This window comes from Butyrivibrio sp. XPD2002, from assembly GCF_000423945.1.
Lineage (GTDB): Bacteria > Bacillota > Clostridia > Lachnospirales > Lachnospiraceae > Butyrivibrio.
The window spans coordinates 191,663-209,987 of record NZ_AUIY01000004.1; the positions used below are offsets into that span (position 1 = coordinate 191,663).

Here is an 18,325-nt window from a genome sequence, read left to right on the forward strand (position 1 = left end):
TATGTTACCGCTTGTGAAGCCATATTTATCGCCACGTGAAGAACTAATGCCCGAAATTGAGAGGGTGCTATATAGTGGATACATAGCTGAAGGAGAAGAAGCTTGGGGGTTTGAAGAACAATTTAAAAAATTTATTGGAAACCCCAACACTTTAGTCGTACAATCTGGGACCGCCGCACTTCACTTAGCTATGCTATCGCTTAATGTTGGACCCGGAGATGAAGTTATTAGTACGCCTATGACTGCTGAGCCAACAAATACCACAATTGCTTTTACAGGCGCTAAGGTTGTGTGGGCAGATGTTGACCCAGCCACAGGATTACTTGATCCAAGATCTGTAAGGGAAAAGATAACAGAACGGACTAAGGCGATTATGCTTGTCCATTATGCGGGTATGGTCTGTGATATGGACGAATTTAATAAGCTGTCTGAAGAAACAGGCGTCCCTATTATAGAAGATTCTGCGCATTGTATGGGGGGGAAGTACAAAGGAAAAGTAATCGGGTCAAATTCGCAGTACACATGCTTCTCATTTCAGGCAATAAAGCAGATGACTACTATTGATGGAGGAGCAATTGCATTTAAGAATCCGGATGAGGTTGAGCCTGCACGCAAGCTGAGGTGGTTTGGACTTGACAAGAAAGTGCCGAGACTTCAGAACGATATTACAAGAGCTGGCTACAAGTATGGCATCAATAATATAACGGGAGTAATTGGTCAGGTTCAGCTTAGACATGCACAAGAAGTTATTGATAAATACATTAGTAATGGAAAGTATTATGATGAGTCATTAAAGGGTATTCCCGGTGTGACGTTAGTTCCGTATTATAAAAGCACAGAACCTTCTTATTGGCTGTATACATTAAAGGTTGAAAATAGAGACGATTTCTGCAAGATGATGGAAGAGGCTGATGTCACGGCATCTCCGTTACATCATAGAAGTGACACACATAGCCTCTTTAAGGAATCAAAATGTGAACTACCTGGCATGGATGAATGGTATAAGAGTTTTGTTCATATACCGTGTGGCTGGTGGGTAGATGAGGAGTCGAGAGAGAGGATTGTTGAAGCAATAAAAAGAGGTTGGTAATAAAATCGACCGCAGAAAGGTATTGAATAATGAATAAGTATTATCCGAGAATTCAGGTGCTAAGAGGAGTGCTATTTCTACTGATTCTTGCCTTCCATTGCGGTGCCCCATTTGTCAGTTTTGGGTGGGGGGGGGTAGAGGCCTTCTTTGTTATTAGTGCTTTTTTTCTTGTAAAAAAGTATTGGGGAACTGGCACGTTGGATGTAAAAAAGCAGTTTGCTCATAGGATAATAAGGCTGTACCCTCCGTATATAGTGGTGTTGATTGTGGCTGCTTTATATGCACTGCTGACGAAGGTTATCCCGTTTGATTTTGTAACACATTTGTTGTCTTGCCAGAACTTTCAATGGATGATAACAAGGTACTCATCGCCGATGCAGCCAATGACAGCCCATACATGGACACTATCGATTGAGGTGTGGAGTGGTTTGGTGTGGCTTTTGTTACTCCGTTATCTTGATCAGAAACATTTTAAAAACAGTATGTATATGATGCTCTTTATTGGGGTATTGTATAGAACACTAAGCATCTACTTGGGATGCGATATATATATGGTCTCGCTTTGTCCGGTAGCACATTTTGATGCATTTGCATGTGGATCTTTATTAGCTATTGAATGCAAGAACGAAAAGCTAAACAAAAGTATTGGAATTATGAGTGCGATAGGATTGGTTGGGATTGTTGCATGTGTTTGTGTAATTGCAATAAACAACGATGTATCAATTTGGCAAGGTTATTTGCTTTTATCTTCGTCGAAGAACTACCTTAACAATTTGTTCACAGGCAATATCTATTTGTATATTTCTATGATGATTACAGGTCTTGTAGGCCTGATATATATACGAGATTCTGAAAGAAGTGAGCAAGAAGTAGGAAAAATCATTCGACTTTTTGTCATTATGGGGGACAATTCTTATGTGCTTTATTTGTTCCATTGGTTAATTCTTAAGATTGTTATGAGGCTAATGCAGCAGTGGATTATAAGTCTTCCAGTGACTCTTATAGCATCAATTATTGCAACATACATTTTTAATAAGATTTATATCAGGATTCTAGAAAAGCTCCACGGAGGAATGAAACATGATTCCACTGTATAAACCTTATATGCCAGAGCTTCCAGACTTGGATAGCATCATTCATTCAGGGGCTTTGGCGTACGGTGATTATACAAAAGAATTTGAAAAGAAACTAAGAGATTTCTTTGGCGTACCATATCTTATGGTTACTACTAGCTTTCATTTGGCGATATCTGTTGCATTAACTGCTATGGATATCAAAATTGGAGATAGTGTTATTGTGTCACCAATGGCCTGCCTGGCTTCCACACAACCGTATCTTTCTTATGGCCTCAATATCCATTGGGCCGACGTGGATCCTAAGACAGGGACTCTAGATCCGGTATCTGCTGAAAAAAAAATTACTGAAAATACTAAAGCCATCATTCATAACCATTTCTGTGGGTATCCAGGATATATAGATGAAATCAATGAGATAGGTGCCCGCCATGGGATTCCTGTAATTGATGATGGCATAGAATGTTTTGGCTCAGAATATCACGGAATGAAAATAGGCAACTGTGGTACAGATTTAACAATTTTTTCTTTGACAGCAGTACGTTTTTGCAATTGCATTGATGGCGGAGTTGTTATTTTCAAGGACAAAGATTTGTATGAGAAAAGCCTGCTCATTCGTGATTGTGGAATTGACAGAAAAATTTTTAGAGATGAACTTGGTGAAATCAGTCAAGAATGCGATATTAGTCTTGTGGGTTATAGTGCTACTATGAGCAATGTAAACGGCTATATTGGGATAAGGCAGATGGACGCAATTGAAGACTTATTAGAAAAGCACCGTAGTCAGGCTGAAAATTGGCGAATACTGCACGAAGAACATAAGGATTTAATTCCTATATATCGTGAGCAGTGCAATCCGAATTACTGGGTGTATGGGTTACTGGCCGATGATAAAATCGGAACGATTAAAAGATTTAGAGAAATGGGATATTTTGCATCTGGGGTTCACATTAGGAATGATATATATAGTGTGTTCGGGAATCATAATGAAAGACTACCAGGTGTTGAAGAATTTTATAGAAGATTTGTAGCTTTGCCATGTGGATGGTGGATGGAATGATTGATTATAGGATTATTTTTAAAAAGACCTCAGAGCTTTTGAATGAAGAAAGTGACATGATAATTTCTCTCAAGCAGCAACACTGGGGTTATTCATATGAAGAGCAAAAAGTGTGGTTGGATAATAATATCCTGCCAGACGACAGCCATCTCTTGATTTTTAAGGGGGGGGTACTTGTCGCCTATTTGAATGCTATTAACGTTAATGTAAGCATTAATAAATACCTACACAGAATGTTAGGCATAGGGAACGTGTGTGTGAGAAAAGAATTTACACATCTAGGGGCGGGAACAGTACTCATGTCTTTTATGAATAGCCTTATTAAGGAATTTGAACGCCCAGGGATTCTGCTGTGCAAAGAAGAATTAGTCAGTTTTTACAAGCAAACAAGCTGGATTGAGGTTTTTTCAAGTGAAACGTTTGTTGTTGATCAATTATTTAAGCATAAAGTAATGCTTTACGATCCCAATAACATGGTTATATTAAAAAGACCGATGGTTATAGAGTTGTCCAGGAACTTTTAGATACTGATTAGATTTTGCATCATTCTGTGTAATTATCGTTTACACGGAGGATGTTATGAGTAAATCAATAAAGTTGTCTACACTTGCACAGAAACTTAATCTTAGGTACGAGGGCAAAGATGTTGAGATAGATGGATTGGGGTTATGCAATCGTGATACAGAATACTTATCCATTCTTTCATATGTTACATCTGAGGCATATATAGATAATGTCATAGAGAATAAAGCAATTGTAGCTTTAGTTGCAGACGAAAGGTTTTTTGTAACATATTCATCTGTAGTAGGAAGAAGAGATGTTTCATTCATCGTATCGGAAAAACCTGAGGTGTGCTTTTATCGTATTCACGAAGCACTCTGTGAATCGGGTGAATTATATGAAAAGTATGATTTTAGTCCAATAATCGGAAACAACTGTGAAATAGCTAATTCGGTAGTCATTGAGAAGGGAGTTATTATAGGTGAAAATGTAAGGATTGGACACAATACAGTTATACGGTCAGGCAGCGTGATTGACAATAATGTTATAATAGGTTGCAATACAACAATTGGTTCAGAAGGATTCCAACTAATCACGGATAGCGACTTATTACCAATGCATATTACTCATGTTGGACGTTGTCATATTTGTTCTAATGTCTATGTGGGAGATAATACATGCGTATGTAATAGCTTATTTGGAGGGGAAACCTACGTAGGAGAAGGTTCAAAGATAGATAATTTAGTGCATATAGCACATAATTTATATATAGGTAAAGCAGCTGTTATTACAGCCCATGTGATACTGTGCGGATCTTCAAGGATAGAAGATGGAGCATGGATTGGACCAAATTCTTCTGTCCTTAATAGGGTGATTATTGGAAAAGGAGCAAAGGTTGGATTAGGAAGTGTAGTAACAAGAGATGTTGCAGAGTTTACTGTAGTATATGGTAGTCCTGCAAAAGAACACAGGAAGTAATAATACTTCTGTTGAAAGTATACATTGTATGAACATAGTAGGAGGATTATTTTAATGCCAAAGTACAATTCGCCAGAGTTTTTCAAGGGAAAAACACTTATGATAACAGGGGGTACTGGTTCATTCGGAACAACAGTTTTGAAACGTTTCTTATCTTCAGATATAGAACAAATACGAATCTTTTCACGTGATGAAAAGAAACAGGATGATCTGAGGCATGAACTTCAGGCAAAGTATCCAGATTATTCAGAGAAAGTAAGATTTTTTATTGGGGATGTGAGAGATTTCAACTCTATTAGGGATGCTGTGGATGGAGTAGACTTTATTTTTCATGCGGCAGCGCTTAAGCAGGTTCCGTCTTGTGAGTTTTTTCCTGTTGAAGCTGTAAAGACAAATGTGCTAGGAACTGAGAATATGCTTAATGCTGCAATACAGGCGAAAGTTAAGAACGTGGTTTGCCTTTCAACAGATAAGGCTGCGTATCCAATTAATGCTATGGGAATCTCCAAGGCTATGATGGAGAAGGTTATTAGGGCAAATGCCTTAAGGGCGGCTGAAAAAGGAGGTACTGTAATATCTTGCACACGATATGGAAATGTTATGTGTTCTCGTGGATCTATTATTCCATTGTTCATTGAACAGATAAAGGCCGGTAATCCGATAACAATTACAGATCCGAATATGACCAGATTCCTTATGAATCTAGACGAGGCAGTAGATCTTGTGATGTTTGCTTTTGAACATGCAAAGCCTGGGGATCTTTTTGTTCAAAAATCTGATGCTAGTACGATTGGTACGCTGGGAAAAGCGGTTCAGCAGCTATTTGGAGATACTGGCACAAAGATTATTGGCGCTAGACATGGGGAGAAACTTTACGAGACACTGTTAACAAAGGAAGAGCGTGTTAAGGCAGAGGACATGGGTGATTACTTCCGTGTTACACCAGATGAAAGAGGATTAAACTATGATAAGTATCTGGCAACTTATGGTTCTTTGATTGAAGCGGATGAGGCATATACTAGCCATAATACAAATAGATTAGATGTTGATGGTACTGTAAAAAAGATAATGACTACGGAATATGTTAATGAGCAGCTTCAAACCATGAAAGAGAGATGACAATGGCTCCTCTGATTATTTTTTGCTTTTTAATACTGTCAGGAGATTACCTGGCAGTATCAGTTTTTAGGTGTAAATTTGGTGAGATAACACCATTTACATTTTGTATCATACCACTTATTGCATATATATTTGGATTGCTAAATATTCTGCATATAGGCGCATATGCTGTGTGTTTTTTTGCAGCAGGCGCCTATATTGTTGGTACGGTTTTTTTGTATAAAAGAAGAGACTTTTCTTTGCTCAAAAATGGGTTTTATGAATACACGTTTGTGACTTTCCTTATAGTTGGAACTTTAGCTTTATGGGGTGATTATGGTCAGCTGGCAAGTGGGTATGATGATATCGGACACTGGCAAGATTGCGTAAAAACTATGATTTGTATAGATGACTTTTATGCAAATCCTATTGGCCATTCGACTTTTGGGACATATCCTCCTTTTATGGCTTTAATACAGTATGTGATTCAGGTGCTACAGATGAGTGTTTTTGGAACGGAATTCTGTGAGTGGATCAACATCTATATTTACCATATGTTCACATTCTCACTCTTTCTTCCGGTAATGGGGATTATATCGAAGAAAGCAAAATGGACAAATTATATGATTTGGGTTGGTATCATTATAATTCTTCCAACCATCCTATTTCAGCGGGTATTTGCAAGTACGATGATAGATCCCTTTATGTCAGTTGCTGCAGGAGTGATGTTTTTTCTGATAGCTAAAAGGAAAGAGTTCAGGTGCAGCAACATTATTCTTTGCGCGCTGATACCAGGAATAGCGATAACTAAAGATCTTGGTCTTTTGTTTGCTGCATTTGGTGCGGCATTTCTACTGTATTGTTCAGTCAAAGAGAAAAGCAGGTGTGGGATAATTCCTTTAATAGGTACTGTTGTAGCTAAGATCAGCTGGAATGAAGTGATAAGAATAAACCATGCAGTAGATGCCAAGCCTAATTCAGTAAATTGGTATAATTATGTTTTGGCTCTTTTGGGGGAATATGGAGATCTTGAGGAATACAAGATACAATGTGTGTCAAATTATCGTAGGGCGCTGTTTGATAAAACAGCATTTATTGGTAATTCTTTTTTAAAGGTTGATATTAGTTTCTTTGTTTTGTTTGCAGTTATGTTACTAACATTTTTGTTATGGTATATGAAAATGAAGAGAAGGGGGAAACAGGGATATTTACTTGCGAATCTAATATTCTATTGTGCAATGCTAGTTACGTTTCTTTTTGGACTTGGTGGCGTATATATGGACAAGTTCGTTTATACAGAAGCAGTATCATTGGCATCATATACGAGATATGTAAATACGTTGGTTAATGTTCTTTTGGTCGAATTAGTTCTCTTTTATTTGACGGATTCTTCAATACCTAGCTCGAGAATTGCAGTAATTACATTAGGCGTATTGTTGATAATAGCCCCTATTAACAATATTTTTAGCTATATAACACGTGCCTACCCAAGAACACAACATGAGGCTCGGAAAGATGCGGATTTATTTGCTCAAGAAATAGTTGAGAATTGCAATGATGGAGCTAATGTTTATTTGGTATCTCAGCGTGATAGAGGCTGGGATTATCTGGTTATAAAATTCATGTCGAGACCAAGTATTTGTTTACAGTCAATAGTGGGAGATGACTATAATTGGAGTTTTGTTAAAGAGGACGATCCTAATGATATTTATGTAAAAGAGATGTCTTTAGAGCGATGGAGTAATGAACTATTTGAAGAGGACATGTATGATTATGTGGCAATTTCAAAAGTGGATAGTTATTTTCAAGAGACATTTATATCTATCTTTATGAACATAGATAATGTTTTGCCTCATTCGATATATAGAGTTAATAGAGAGAGAAGATTGTTAGAACCCGTTTATGTACGTGCTGAAAAATGATTTAGATTTCCAGAGAGAGCAGTAAAAATTTATAAGTTGGGAGACAAAATGGTTGTTAACAAAGATGTTGTAGTTGTTATTCCGTCTTTGAATCCGGATGAAAAACTCATATATTATGTAGATACATTGATAAAACTTAACTTTAAAAGAATAATTGTTATAGATGATGGGAGTGCGCCGTCTTTTCAGCATATTTTTGATGCACTGGATGAGAGGGTAATGCTGGTTCGACATGAAAGAAATCTTGGAAAAGGCGCTGCACTGAAAACTGGATTCAAGCAGATAGAAAAATACTTGCGGGATGCAAAGTATATAATAACGGCTGACAGCGATGGACAGCATACGTCGTCAGACTTGGAAAAAGTTGTCTTAAAGATGAGAGGTGGGGCCGATAACGCTCTTTATCTTGGAACACGAAATTTCCATTTGCCAGATATACCATTTAAAAGTAGAGCTGGAAACCGGATTACTTCCGCTATTTTTTTTGTGCTTTATGGCAGATATCTTCCTGATACACAGACTGGTCTTAGGGGATTTAGCAAAAGGCTTCTACCTTTTATGATAGAAACGCAAGGGGAGCGTTACGAATATGAAATGAATGTGCTAATAAGATGTGCGCAAAAAAGAATCCCTTTTGTCGGAGTTCCAATCGATACAATTTATGAGAATAACAACAAAGGCTCTCATTTTAATCCTGTCACAGATAGTTTTAGGATTTACAGGATACTTATTGGGAATTTTTTACTGTTTGCAAGAAATAGTCTGATGTGCATGTTTCTTGACCAGGGCTTATTTTTCTTTTTGGACATTATTCTTTTTACAAATGGTGATACCAAAGCGGCGGGTTATATTTTTGCCTCAACCGCAATTGCTCGAGTTATTAGTGGAATAGTAAATTATTCGTTAAATCAAAAATATGTGTTTGATAGTAATAGAAATAAAGGTAGTTTCTTTAGATATACTTTATTGTGTGGGGGGATTATGCTAGCTAGTGCATTTGGCACGTGGGGATTAAGCACATTAGGGATGCACAGCAACGTGGCGAAAGCTTTTGTTGATCTCCTGCTGTATTTTGCTAGTTATAAGTTTCAACAGATTTGGGTCTTTGAAGACAATTAAAAAATAGAATAGTAAGGGCACTGACTGGATAGTGCATTAAGGAGTTAGACCAATGGCAGGACCGTTTTCTAAGGATAAGGAAAAGATACTGGCAAAGCCAAAAGTGATTCTTTCATTTTTCCTTTTTTTATGTATAGTTGTTTTTTGTGTAAATGAAGTTAGTTACATTTTTCGTTATAACTATGCACATAGAGACGCACTAATTGGTTTTGAAAACGAAGACCATGTAAATGTCGTATTTGTTGGTGGGAGCAATGTACGATGTGCAATACAACCATTAGAAGGATGGAAGGAATATGGAATTACATCTTACAATTATGCAGCTAATGCGGCAAAGTTTGATTTGTTTCCTCGGTATATGGACGTGATTAGAAAGTACAATAGTCCTGAGTTATTTGTTATAGATTTGAGAACCTTGCCATTAGTTGTAAAAGGTGTAGAAGAAAAGGCTATTCGAGGATGGGCAGATTGTTACGACATATATGATCCCATTAGGATAAGAGGCATATGTGATTATTTTTTTAGAAGAGACTACGACTTGAATGAAATACCATCTTTTTTCTTGGATATAATGAGATTTCATACTCAGGATAAAAATCTGGGAGTCAATACACAATGGGCGCCATTGAAGCGTAGTGAGATAAGAGATATAACAAAAGGTGCTGATGATGTGTGCGAGATAAATGCTTATAATACCATTATGTTGACACCAGAAGGCAAGGGAATGTCGGAATTACAAATGAAGGTCTTAAAAGAAGTGCTGGATTATTGTGATAATAATCATTTAAATGCATTGTTTATTTGCACTCCGTATATACTGAGCAAAGAAGATTATGATGTCTTTGATGCTGCAGAGAAGATCATTTCTGAAAGAGGTTATACATTTCAAAACTTAAACGATCATTGTGAAGAAATAGGAATTGATTTTAACACCCATTTTTGTGATGTAAATCATACTAATTATCTTGGAGCAAAGGCTGTTTCGGCATATATATTTAATTATCTGTCATCTAACTATTCTTTTTCTGAGCAAAGTGCAGAAAGTGCCGAGAAATGGAATGATGATTATAGTGAGTATTCAATTATCAGTGCTCAAAGACAAAGTGCAATAAATGCATTAAAGGACTCTCTAGACGAAGCAAAGGAATCAGAGAAGGAGCTTGTTTTGGAGTCTGATTTTCGGGATTGGCTACGCATAGCCAATATGAAAGGCTTTTCGTTGGTGCTAATCCAAGACAAGAGTCTTGATTGGGATGTAGATAATGAGGATTTTGAAAGTTTTCTGGATACAAATGGCATTATTCTGAATATGGGAACCAATGTTCTTACAATAAGAGATGGTAAGGTGAGATTTGACTATCGAAAGACTAATGATAATAAAGGAACAACTGGAAATGATAGATGTCCAATAGATTTTAGCATCATCGATACAGATGATGAATTTGGAATCGACATAAATGGGGTAGGAGTGTTTTCATCATGCAATAATGCTTTAAGAATCCTTGTAATCAATAATCAGTATAGAAGATTGGTGGATGATATTATTATTGAGAATGCAGATGGGGATCTAGCTATAGAGCACATTGCTGGTTGTAGATGAGTCGGAAGGTGATTATTTAATGACTGTAGTATCTTTTTATTATTTGTTTTTCCTCGCAATCGGAGTTTTGATTTATTATGCTGTACCTAAAAAAGTGCAGTGGATTATTTTGCTTCTTCTTAGCCTGATTTTTTATGTGAGTGCAGCGACTCCGTACACTATTGTTTTCCTGATTGCATCTACAATAATAGCTTATACATCAACAATTTATATATATCGTCATAAGGATGCTGAAATCTATGCAAAGACGGTTTCGATTGTCGCGATTGTTTCTGTATTGATAAACATATTGATGTGGTTTCTCCTTAAAGGAAGTGCATTTTGGATTTTGGGATCCATTCTAATTAACAAGGTTATTCCGGGAGTTCCAGTATTGAGAGCCCTTCCAGTGGTTAGTGCCCTTGGAATGGGATATTATACTGCGCAAATTATAGGATATATATTAGATGTATTATGGGGGAATGCGGATGCACAGAAAAACCCAATAAAGCTTTTTTTATTTCTTTGTTTTTTTCCGCAACTTACTGTAGGACCAGTAAGCCGATACAATGATTTGTTGGTGCTTTATGATTATCATAAGTTTTCCTATCAAAACATTTGTATTGGGGCACAAAGAATACTGTGGGGTTTTTTTAAGAAGCTTGTAATTTCGGACAGAGTAGCGATAATAGTTAATTCAATATGGAACGACACAACAACATATGGTGGGGTATGGCCATGGATTGCGGTGTTTCTATATCCTTTGGAGATATATACTGACTTCTCCGGATGTATGGATGTGGTACTTGGGACTTCAGAACTATTCGATATTCATCTTTCTGAGAATTTCAGAAACCCCTTTTTTTCAAGAAATTCGCAAGAGTTTTGGCAGAGGTGGCATATAACGTTGGGATCCTGGGCGAGGGATTATGTATACTATCCAGTTATGAAAAGCAGATGGATGGTTAATTTTGGAAAAAAGTGCAAGAAAAAATATGGAAAGAGATGGGGGAAATTTATTCCATGGAGTCTTTCGATGGCTATACTCTGGTTTGTAATGGGAGTTTGGCATGGATCGGTTCATCATATTTTTGGAGTGAGTTTATGGTTTTGGTTGGCACTAGTCATAAGCGAGCTGTTTGAACCTATAACAAAAAAAATAACTTGCGTATTAAGAATCAAGACCGAGAGTTTTGGATGGCATTTTTATCAAAGCGGCAGAACCTATGCGGTATATGCTTTAGGAGCTGTTTTTTTTACATCATCAAGTCTACAAATTGCATTGGCTCATTACAGGGTATTGGGTTCAAGTTTGTCGCAGCTTAATCCGTGGACGTTATTTGATGGAACAGTTTTGAATTTAGGCGTGAGCTGGAAAGATATAAATCTGATTATTTTTGGATGCGTGTGTTTGATCTTGGCAGATTATTTGCGTGAACGGTACGATTATGCTAGGATTTGGGTTAGAAATCAGAGCTTTGGATTTAGATGGCTCATATGGATAGGCATTTTTTTAGTAGTTCTTATCTATGGAATGTATGGACCAGAGTATAATTCGAGCACATTTATTTATCAAGGCTTTTAGATGTTGATTCGTATACGTATCAGGAAGGAGAATAACTATTATGATGAGTAGAGAAGCTGTATATGAGAGACTTAATGGTGTATTTAGAGAGGTTTTTGATGATGACACCATTGTTGTCAATGATTCTACAACTGCAGATGATATAGAAGACTGGGATTCTTTTGAACATATAAATCTGATTGTGGCAATTGAAGAAGAATTTGGGTTTAAGATACCAATGGGGAAGACGGTTACTATGAAGAATGTAGGAGAGATGGTTGACATTATATTACAGATGGGGGAATGATGAAAACAGTTTTAGTTATAGGTGCTTCGTCTGATATTGGTGTGGCAACGATTGATAGTATTAGTGATAGCTATGATTATATAATCGCACATTACTTTCATATGAACGATAAGCTTCAGGAACTGAAGAACAAACTGAGCGATAGAATGATTATGCTACAAGCGGACCTCTCTATTGAACAGGAAACAAAAAACTTGACAGACAAGCTGAAAGAATTAGATATGGTTCCAGATCATATAATTCATTTTCCTGCTCAGCAAATACAGATAAACAGGTATATTAAGATGGATTGGCCGGTGTTTCAGAGAGGATTAGATATTTCTTTGAAATCTTTTGTGCTTATTACACAGGCACTTTTGCCCAAAATGACTAAGCGGAAATCAGGAAAGATTATCGTTATGCTATCTTATGTAGTTGACGGGATGCCTCCTAAGTACTCTGCAGACTATGTGACTATAAAATATGCGTTGCTGGGTCTGGTGAAAGCTCTTGCATTAGAATATGCTGAGAAAGGCATAACAGTAAATGGTATTTCACCAGGATTTACTGAAACAAAATTTGTTGGTGGATTGTTGGACTATTATAGGGAGGAAAATGCCAATTTGAGTCCTATAGGTAGGAACTTAGTGGTGAGTGATATTATCCCTACAATTAAGTTCCTGTTATCTGATGGTAGTAATGCTATAAATGGGCAAAATATTTCAGTTACTTTTGGAAGATAGGTGATTTGAATCAAAGCATTACCATAATTGGGTGGGGAATAACTATATGATGTTGGGCAGACTAGTATATACAAGAAAGAAAAATCCATTCATTGAATTTTGGCGATTTGTATTCATGATGATAATTGTGATTTTTCATTTCTGTGGTAATTGCCGTGGGATACGTGAAGAGAATAGCTTTTTTTGGTTTCGTACGGGGTTTATTTATGTGGAATTCTTTTTTATGTTAACCGGCTTTTTTACAGCAAAGCATTTCTCGAAGAGAAGTCTTGATGCTAATTATGGTTTAAAATATGTTGCAAATAAGTATCGAGAATTCTTTCCTGTTTATTTTATAGTTGTTTCCCTGGCTGTAGTAATTCAAAATCTTGGCGTTGGCTTAAAAAATCTGAAATATGGAGACGAATTTTTTAGATTTATAATGAATCTGTTTATGCTGTCAGCTGTGTATTCTCCGGAAGGAACAGCGAATACTATAGCGTGCCCAGCACAGGTATGGTATTTATCTGCCATGTTTATGTGCTTGCCGATCGTGGTTATACTGTTAAATTCTAGGGTCAAAGACGTTTTTTCGAAATGTCTGTCTCTACTCATTTTCTTGTTATATTATGGTCGTGCAGGTTTTGTGGAAAGAGATATTTGGCCTAGTGACCTGGCTAGGGGATTTGCTAGTTTATGCATGGGAATTTTTTTGTACGAAATGGCAAATGGCTTAGAGAAAAAAATAGATAAATCAAATGAGTACTTTATGAGAATGATGCTAATTGTAATTGGCAGTTTATCAATGGCATTAACTGTATATTATACATACAATGGAGTATGGGAAAGGCTCCCCTTGAATGTAATGTTGTTTTCTGGTGGTATACTATTTCTATTTGTGGGGGGGAATTATACAAAATCTGCAATAGCAGTTCTGATGAACTTTCTCGGAGATTTGAGTCGTTACATTTTTTTAATTCACTTTCCCGTGATTATGGCAATTAACCACACAACTCTAATTAGCCAATTAGGGAAAATAGTGGGAGCAGTAATATATGTTTTTATAACCCTTTTTTTGGCGTTTATGTGTTATGCTTTTGATTTAGCATTAAGACGAAAGAATCGTCAAATTATGTAAAGAATACACAGACTATAGTATTTGCAAGATTATTATAGAGAGATGGCAATGAGAGAACTGGAGTATCCGTTTAAAGCGGAAGAGATAATCAAAAAGAAAAAATCATATAAGAAGCAGCTTTTATCTGAATCAACTACTTCATTTATTGAAAAGAAGATAGCTATTCTTGGAGGGCAGACAACTCAAGATATTAAGTTGGTATTGGAGTTGTTTTTACTCAATTATGGTATAAAACCTTCTTTTTATGAGTCTGAATTTAATCAATGGTTTGAAGATGGAATGTTTTCTAATTCTGATTTAGAAAGCTTTGCACCAGATTTAATATATGTTTGTACATGTATTAGGAATATTACTGATTTCCCTCAATTTTCAGATGATAAAGAAGCTGTTGAACTTAAAAGGAAAGAGGTTGTTGACAAATTTCGTGGATTATGGGCATCGCTGTCCCAAAGATATAACTGTCCCATTATTCAGAATAATTTCGAATACCCATTTTTTCGTTTGATGGGTAATATGGATGCAAGTGATTACCATGGACGAGTGAACTATATAACAAGAATTAATTGTGATTTGTATGATTATGCGCAATCGCATGGGAATTTTTATATTTGTGATGTGAATTATATTTCATCAGCATACGGACTGGATAGATGGTCAGACCCATATTATTGGCATATGTATAAATATGCTGTTTCTGTACCTGCGATACCATACCTTTCTTTTAATGTGGCTAATATTATAAAGTCCATTTATGGCAAGAATAAAAAGGTATTCAATCTTGATCTCGATAACACCCTTTGGGGAGGGATTATCGGCGATGATGGTGCTGACAATATTGAGATTGGCCAAGAGACAGCTTTGGCACAAACATATAGTGAGTTTCAGGAGTATATCAAGCTGCATAAGCAAATGGGCATATTACTTACTGTTAATTCAAAGAATGATAATGATATGGCGGTAAGTGGTTTTAATCGCCCTGATAGTATTTTAAAAATGGATGATTTTGTGAGCTTCAAAGCAAACTGGAATCCAAAGAGTGTGAATTTGGCAGAAACAGCTCAAGAAATATCATTGCTTCCTGAAAGCTTTGTGTTTGTGGATGACAATCCTGCAGAGAGAGCAATAATTGATGGAGAAATGCCGTTCGTATCAGTTCCTGAAATCGAAAGTGTTGAACATTATATTCAAGTTCTAGATAAATCAGGCTTTTTTGAGACTACAAGTTTATCAAATGATGATTTGAGACGTAGCAAGATGTATCAGGAAAATGTAAAGAGACAACAATATCAGTCTAAATATGCAAATTATGAAGATTATCTAAAATCATTGGAGATGAAAGGAGAAATACATAGCTTTGATCCGCTATATATGTCCAGAATAGCACAGCTTACAAACAAGAGTAATCAGTTTAACTTGACAACAAAACGATATAGTCAAAGCGAGATTGAAGAAGTTGCAGAAGATTCTAATTATATTACTCTATATGGTAAACTAGAAGATAAGTTTGGAGATAATGGAGTAGTAAGCATTGTTATAGGACGAATCAAAGGTGAGAACAAGGATGAATTGCATATGGAATTATGGCTAATGAGTTGCAGAGTACTAAAGAGAGATATGGAATATGCAATGATGGATGAACTTGTAGATAAAGCCAAAAGTTTAGGAATAAGGACTATTTTCGGTTACTATTATCCAACAGCCAAAAATTCAATGGTTAAGGATTTCTATTCTCTCCAAGGCTTCGAGAAAATAAGTGAAGATGTGCAGGGGAATACTATTTGGAAATACATAATACATGATATATATCAAAAAAAGCAAAATGTAATCAAGGTGAATTTAAAAAATTGAAAATGATTCACAATTAGTTTATTACAAAGAACTTTCAATGGACTATACACTTTGCGGGCTGTATTTTAGGAGTGTATGAGATGAGCGATTTAGATGAAGCAAGATGTAAAGAATTAAGAAAACGTGTATTTATTACTGGATATAAAGGGGGACATGCTCATTTAGCATCGTGCTTTTCCGCGATTGAAATACTATACACGTTATATATGAAGGGGATACTGAAGTATGACATAAATAATCCCTATTTAGAAGAAAGAGATCGCTTTGTTTTAAGCAAAGGTCATTCGGGATTGGCGTTGTTTTCTGTTTTGGAATTGGCGGGCATTATATCTAAATCCGAGATGGAATCATATTTAAAATGTGAAAGCGGAATTGGAGGAGAACCCAATCTTGGAGATGCCCTGGGGATAGAAGCATCGACAGGGTCATTGGGGCATGGTCTATCCATGGCAGTAGGAATGGCTCTTGCTCAAAAAAACGATGGAAAAGGATCAAGAACTTTTGTACTAATCGGTGATGGCGAATGCCAAGAGGGGACCATGTGGGAAGCTGCAATGTCAGCTTCTAGTTTCTCATTGGATAATCTGATTGTAGTGATGGATTATAACAAACTACAAAAAACAAACAGGGTGGATGAAACACTGAAGTATGTGGAATGGGCTGATAAATGGCGGACGTTTGGGTGGAATGTGCTGATTACAGATGGCCATGATGTAGAGCAGTTAAGAAATGTATTGGGGGAAATTCAGATGTGTAAAAAGCCCACTATTGTCATGGCTGAAACAATTAAGGGCAGGGGTGTTTCTATTATGGAGAATAGCCCCAAGTGGCATTTTAAGATGCCTACAAAAAAGGAACTTAAATATTTCATTGAAGAACTGGGGATTTCTGAAGAAGAATTGGAGGTGTAGGAAATGCAGAGTTCTTTTATGGGGAGTTTGATGGAGCTTTCAGAAGTACATAACGATATTATGTACTTGACCGCAGATAGCGGAGAGGGCGGACTTGATTTACTGTATAAGAGGAACTTTCCTGATAGATGTTTCAATTTTGGAATAGCAGAAGAGAATATGGTGGCAGCAGCAGCAGGGATGGCTTTGTGTGGAAAAAAACCGTTTGTATATACTGCAGCTCCCTTTTTGGTTTACAGAGCATTTGAATTTATCCGTGATGACATTTGCCTTCAGAATGTTCCGGTGAAGCTAATTGGATCTGGAAGTGGTATATCTGTTAGCTCGTTGGGACCGACTCACCATACAACAGAAGATATTGCTGTTTTAAGGAGTTTACCTAATCTCTCTATCTTTTCGCCTGCTACGCCAAAACAGGCATATGAATCTATTAAGGAGGCGTATAATACTCCTGGACCAGTATATATTCGATTGGGAATGAGCAAGGAGTCCGAGTTTTTTGACGAAGACTACAAGATACCGGAAGGTGGAATTGATATAATACGAGAAGGCGCTGATGCATTAGTGGTTACTACTGGGGCAGAACTAAAGGAGGTAATTGATGCTGCAGCTATTCTTCATTCTGAAAATATAGAGATCACTGTGGCAAGCGTGTTTTCAGTCAAACCATTTGATTCTGTTCAATTCTTAAAATATGCGAGAAGTGCTCGGCGCATTTTTACTGTTGAAGAACACAATGTAATTGGTGGCCTAGGCAGTACAATAGCTGAATGCCTATATTTTGAGGGATTGAATATACAAATGGAGAAAATTGGACTAAAGGATTGCTTTACAAAGGGATATGGAAGCTTAGAGAGGTTGAAGCATTGGAATGGATTGGATTCGGAAACAATAGTTACTAGCATTCGAAGGAGCCTTAGATGAGAGAGTATACTTATGAGGAATTAGAAATAGGGCAAAATGAATCATTTACAAAAGAGATTACAGCTGAGATGGAAAATGCTTTTAGAAGCATAACAGGAGATGAAAATCCGCTTCATAAAGATGATGGTTTTGCAGGTGAAATAAGTGGAGGGAAATATTCGTCGCATGTAACGTTTGGAATGTTAACTGCTTCTTTATATTCAACGCTTGCAGGGATGTATTTGCCTGGGAAGTATTCACTGATTCATTCTTTTGATCGGATTGATTTTAGAAAGCCTGTTTTTGTTGGCGATGTGCTTACCGTTTCGGGGACCATACACGAAAAGCAGGATGATCTAAGCTTGATTATTATAGATGCACTTATTAAGAATCAGAATGGGAAAGTAGTATCAAAGGCAGCAATGAAAGTGATTGTACAAAGATGAGCATTGTTGGAATAATCGATTTATAAAGTATGGCGTGACCTTTTTCTATTTCATATTGGTAGTTGATTTGAATAATGTATGCGAATT

Annotated in this window: 17 protein-coding genes; all 17 read left to right on the top strand. The window is 36.6% G+C overall.

Annotation, left to right across the window (positions count from 1 at the left end; translation table 11 throughout):
• The first annotated feature begins 1 nt into the window (after window position 1).
• The 17 genes from G587_RS0103790 to G587_RS0103870 all read left to right on the top strand — a co-directional run bounded on the left by G587_RS0103790 (window position 2) and on the right by G587_RS0103870 (window position 18,238).
• Window positions 2–1,090 (top strand): DegT/DnrJ/EryC1/StrS family aminotransferase, encoded by a 1,089-nt coding sequence (locus tag G587_RS0103790; protein WP_026491161.1) that lies wholly within the window; start codon window positions 2–4, stop codon window positions 1,088–1,090.
• A gap of 29 nt (window positions 1,091–1,119) precedes the next feature.
• Window positions 1,120–2,187, top strand: a complete 1,068-nt coding sequence (locus tag G587_RS0103795; protein WP_026491162.1) for an acyltransferase family protein — start codon at window positions 1,120–1,122, stop codon at window positions 2,185–2,187.
• The gene (locus G587_RS0103800) at window positions 2,171–3,223 is read left to right on the top strand and encodes a DegT/DnrJ/EryC1/StrS family aminotransferase (protein ID WP_026491163.1); all 1,053 of its coding nucleotides are present in this window, start codon (window positions 2,171–2,173) and stop codon (window positions 3,221–3,223) included. The genes G587_RS0103795 and G587_RS0103800 overlap by 17 nt, the downstream gene beginning before the upstream one ends.
• Complete coding sequence (locus G587_RS21260; protein ID WP_035785632.1) at window positions 3,220–3,747, top strand: GNAT family N-acetyltransferase; 528 nt, start codon at window positions 3,220–3,222, stop codon at window positions 3,745–3,747. The genes G587_RS0103800 and G587_RS21260 overlap by 4 nt, the downstream gene beginning before the upstream one ends.
• 55 nt (window positions 3,748–3,802) lie before the next feature.
• A complete protein-coding gene (locus G587_RS21265) occupies window positions 3,803–4,702 on the top strand; it encodes a DapH/DapD/GlmU-related protein (RefSeq protein ID WP_051200672.1) in 900 nt (299 codons plus the stop codon).
• Between the two features lie 54 nt (window positions 4,703–4,756).
• A complete protein-coding gene (locus tag G587_RS0103815; RefSeq protein WP_035785633.1) occupies window positions 4,757–5,821 on the top strand; it encodes a polysaccharide biosynthesis protein in 1,065 nt (354 codons plus the stop codon).
• A 2-nt stretch (window positions 5,822–5,823) separates the two neighbouring features.
• On the top strand, window positions 5,824–7,722 hold the full coding sequence (locus G587_RS0103820) for a hypothetical protein (RefSeq protein ID WP_026491165.1): 1,899 nt from the start codon (window positions 5,824–5,826) through the stop codon (window positions 7,720–7,722).
• A 48-nt stretch (window positions 7,723–7,770) separates the two neighbouring features.
• Window positions 7,771–8,841, top strand: coding sequence for a glycosyltransferase (locus tag G587_RS0103825; RefSeq protein WP_026491166.1), 1,071 nt, complete (start codon window positions 7,771–7,773; stop codon window positions 8,839–8,841).
• 52 nt (window positions 8,842–8,893) lie between these two features.
• Window positions 8,894–10,441: a hypothetical protein gene (locus tag G587_RS0103830; protein WP_026491167.1), complete on the top strand. Its 1,548-nt coding sequence runs from the start codon at window positions 8,894–8,896 to the stop codon at window positions 10,439–10,441.
• Window positions 10,442–10,460: 19 nt separating this feature from the next.
• A complete protein-coding gene (locus G587_RS0103835) occupies window positions 10,461–12,005 on the top strand; it encodes an MBOAT family O-acyltransferase (RefSeq protein ID WP_026491168.1) in 1,545 nt (514 codons plus the stop codon).
• A 40-nt stretch (window positions 12,006–12,045) separates the two neighbouring features.
• Window positions 12,046–12,291, top strand: a complete 246-nt coding sequence (locus tag G587_RS0103840; protein WP_330364385.1) for an acyl carrier protein — start codon at window positions 12,046–12,048, stop codon at window positions 12,289–12,291.
• A complete protein-coding gene (locus tag G587_RS0103845) occupies window positions 12,291–13,013 on the top strand; it encodes an SDR family NAD(P)-dependent oxidoreductase (RefSeq protein WP_026491170.1) in 723 nt (240 codons plus the stop codon). Before G587_RS0103840 ends, G587_RS0103845 begins: the two co-directional genes overlap by 1 nt.
• Before the next feature lie 46 nt (window positions 13,014–13,059).
• Entirely contained in the window at window positions 13,060–14,130 is a 1,071-nt protein-coding gene (locus G587_RS0103850) for an acyltransferase family protein (protein ID WP_026491171.1), read from the top strand.
• A 48-nt stretch (window positions 14,131–14,178) separates the two neighbouring features.
• The gene (locus G587_RS0103855; RefSeq protein WP_026491172.1) at window positions 14,179–15,978 is read left to right on the top strand and encodes an HAD-IIIC family phosphatase; all 1,800 of its coding nucleotides are present in this window, start codon (window positions 14,179–14,181) and stop codon (window positions 15,976–15,978) included.
• An 80-nt stretch (window positions 15,979–16,058) separates the two neighbouring features.
• Window positions 16,059–16,889: a transketolase gene (locus G587_RS0103860; RefSeq protein WP_026491173.1), complete on the top strand. Its 831-nt coding sequence runs from the start codon at window positions 16,059–16,061 to the stop codon at window positions 16,887–16,889.
• A 3-nt stretch (window positions 16,890–16,892) separates the two neighbouring features.
• A complete protein-coding gene (locus tag G587_RS0103865) occupies window positions 16,893–17,813 on the top strand; it encodes a transketolase family protein (RefSeq protein ID WP_026491174.1) in 921 nt (306 codons plus the stop codon).
• Window positions 17,810–18,238, top strand: coding sequence for a MaoC/PaaZ C-terminal domain-containing protein (locus tag G587_RS0103870; RefSeq protein WP_026491175.1), 429 nt, complete (start codon window positions 17,810–17,812; stop codon window positions 18,236–18,238). Before G587_RS0103865 ends, G587_RS0103870 begins: the two co-directional genes overlap by 4 nt.
• Window positions 18,239–18,325: the final 87 nt, after the last annotated feature.

Excerpts from the sequence above, each read along its gene's own strand:
- G587_RS0103830 (WP_026491167.1), top strand. The coding sequence starts at position 8,894 with ATGGCAGGACCGTTTTCTAAGGATAAGGAAAAGATACTGGCAAAGCCA.
- G587_RS0103865 (WP_026491174.1), top strand. The coding sequence starts at position 16,893 with ATGCAGAGTTCTTTTATGGGGAGTTTGATGGAGCTTTCAGAAGTACAT.
- G587_RS0103820 (WP_026491165.1), top strand. The coding sequence starts at position 5,824 with ATGGCTCCTCTGATTATTTTTTGCTTTTTAATACTGTCAGGAGATTAC.
- G587_RS0103815 (WP_035785633.1), top strand. The coding sequence starts at position 4,757 with ATGCCAAAGTACAATTCGCCAGAGTTTTTCAAGGGAAAAACACTTATG.
- G587_RS0103835 (WP_026491168.1), top strand. The coding sequence starts at position 10,461 with ATGACTGTAGTATCTTTTTATTATTTGTTTTTCCTCGCAATCGGAGTT.
- G587_RS0103860 (WP_026491173.1), top strand. The coding sequence starts at position 16,059 with ATGAGCGATTTAGATGAAGCAAGATGTAAAGAATTAAGAAAACGTGTA.
- G587_RS0103790 (WP_026491161.1), top strand. The coding sequence starts at position 2 with ATGTTACCGCTTGTGAAGCCATATTTATCGCCACGTGAAGAACTAATG.
- G587_RS0103855 (WP_026491172.1), top strand. The coding sequence starts at position 14,179 with ATGAGAGAACTGGAGTATCCGTTTAAAGCGGAAGAGATAATCAAAAAG.
- G587_RS0103840 (WP_330364385.1), top strand. The coding sequence starts at position 12,046 with ATGATGAGTAGAGAAGCTGTATATGAGAGACTTAATGGTGTATTTAGA.
- G587_RS0103825 (WP_026491166.1), top strand. The coding sequence starts at position 7,771 with ATGGTTGTTAACAAAGATGTTGTAGTTGTTATTCCGTCTTTGAATCCG.
- G587_RS21265 (WP_051200672.1), top strand. The coding sequence starts at position 3,803 with ATGAGTAAATCAATAAAGTTGTCTACACTTGCACAGAAACTTAATCTT.
- G587_RS0103800 (WP_026491163.1), top strand. The coding sequence starts at position 2,171 with ATGATTCCACTGTATAAACCTTATATGCCAGAGCTTCCAGACTTGGAT.
- G587_RS0103845 (WP_026491170.1), top strand. The coding sequence starts at position 12,291 with ATGAAAACAGTTTTAGTTATAGGTGCTTCGTCTGATATTGGTGTGGCA.
- G587_RS21260 (WP_035785632.1), top strand. The coding sequence starts at position 3,220 with ATGATTGATTATAGGATTATTTTTAAAAAGACCTCAGAGCTTTTGAAT.
- G587_RS0103850 (WP_026491171.1), top strand. The coding sequence starts at position 13,060 with ATGATGTTGGGCAGACTAGTATATACAAGAAAGAAAAATCCATTCATT.
- G587_RS0103870 (WP_026491175.1), top strand. The coding sequence starts at position 17,810 with ATGAGAGAGTATACTTATGAGGAATTAGAAATAGGGCAAAATGAATCA.
- G587_RS0103795 (WP_026491162.1), top strand. The coding sequence starts at position 1,120 with ATGAATAAGTATTATCCGAGAATTCAGGTGCTAAGAGGAGTGCTATTT.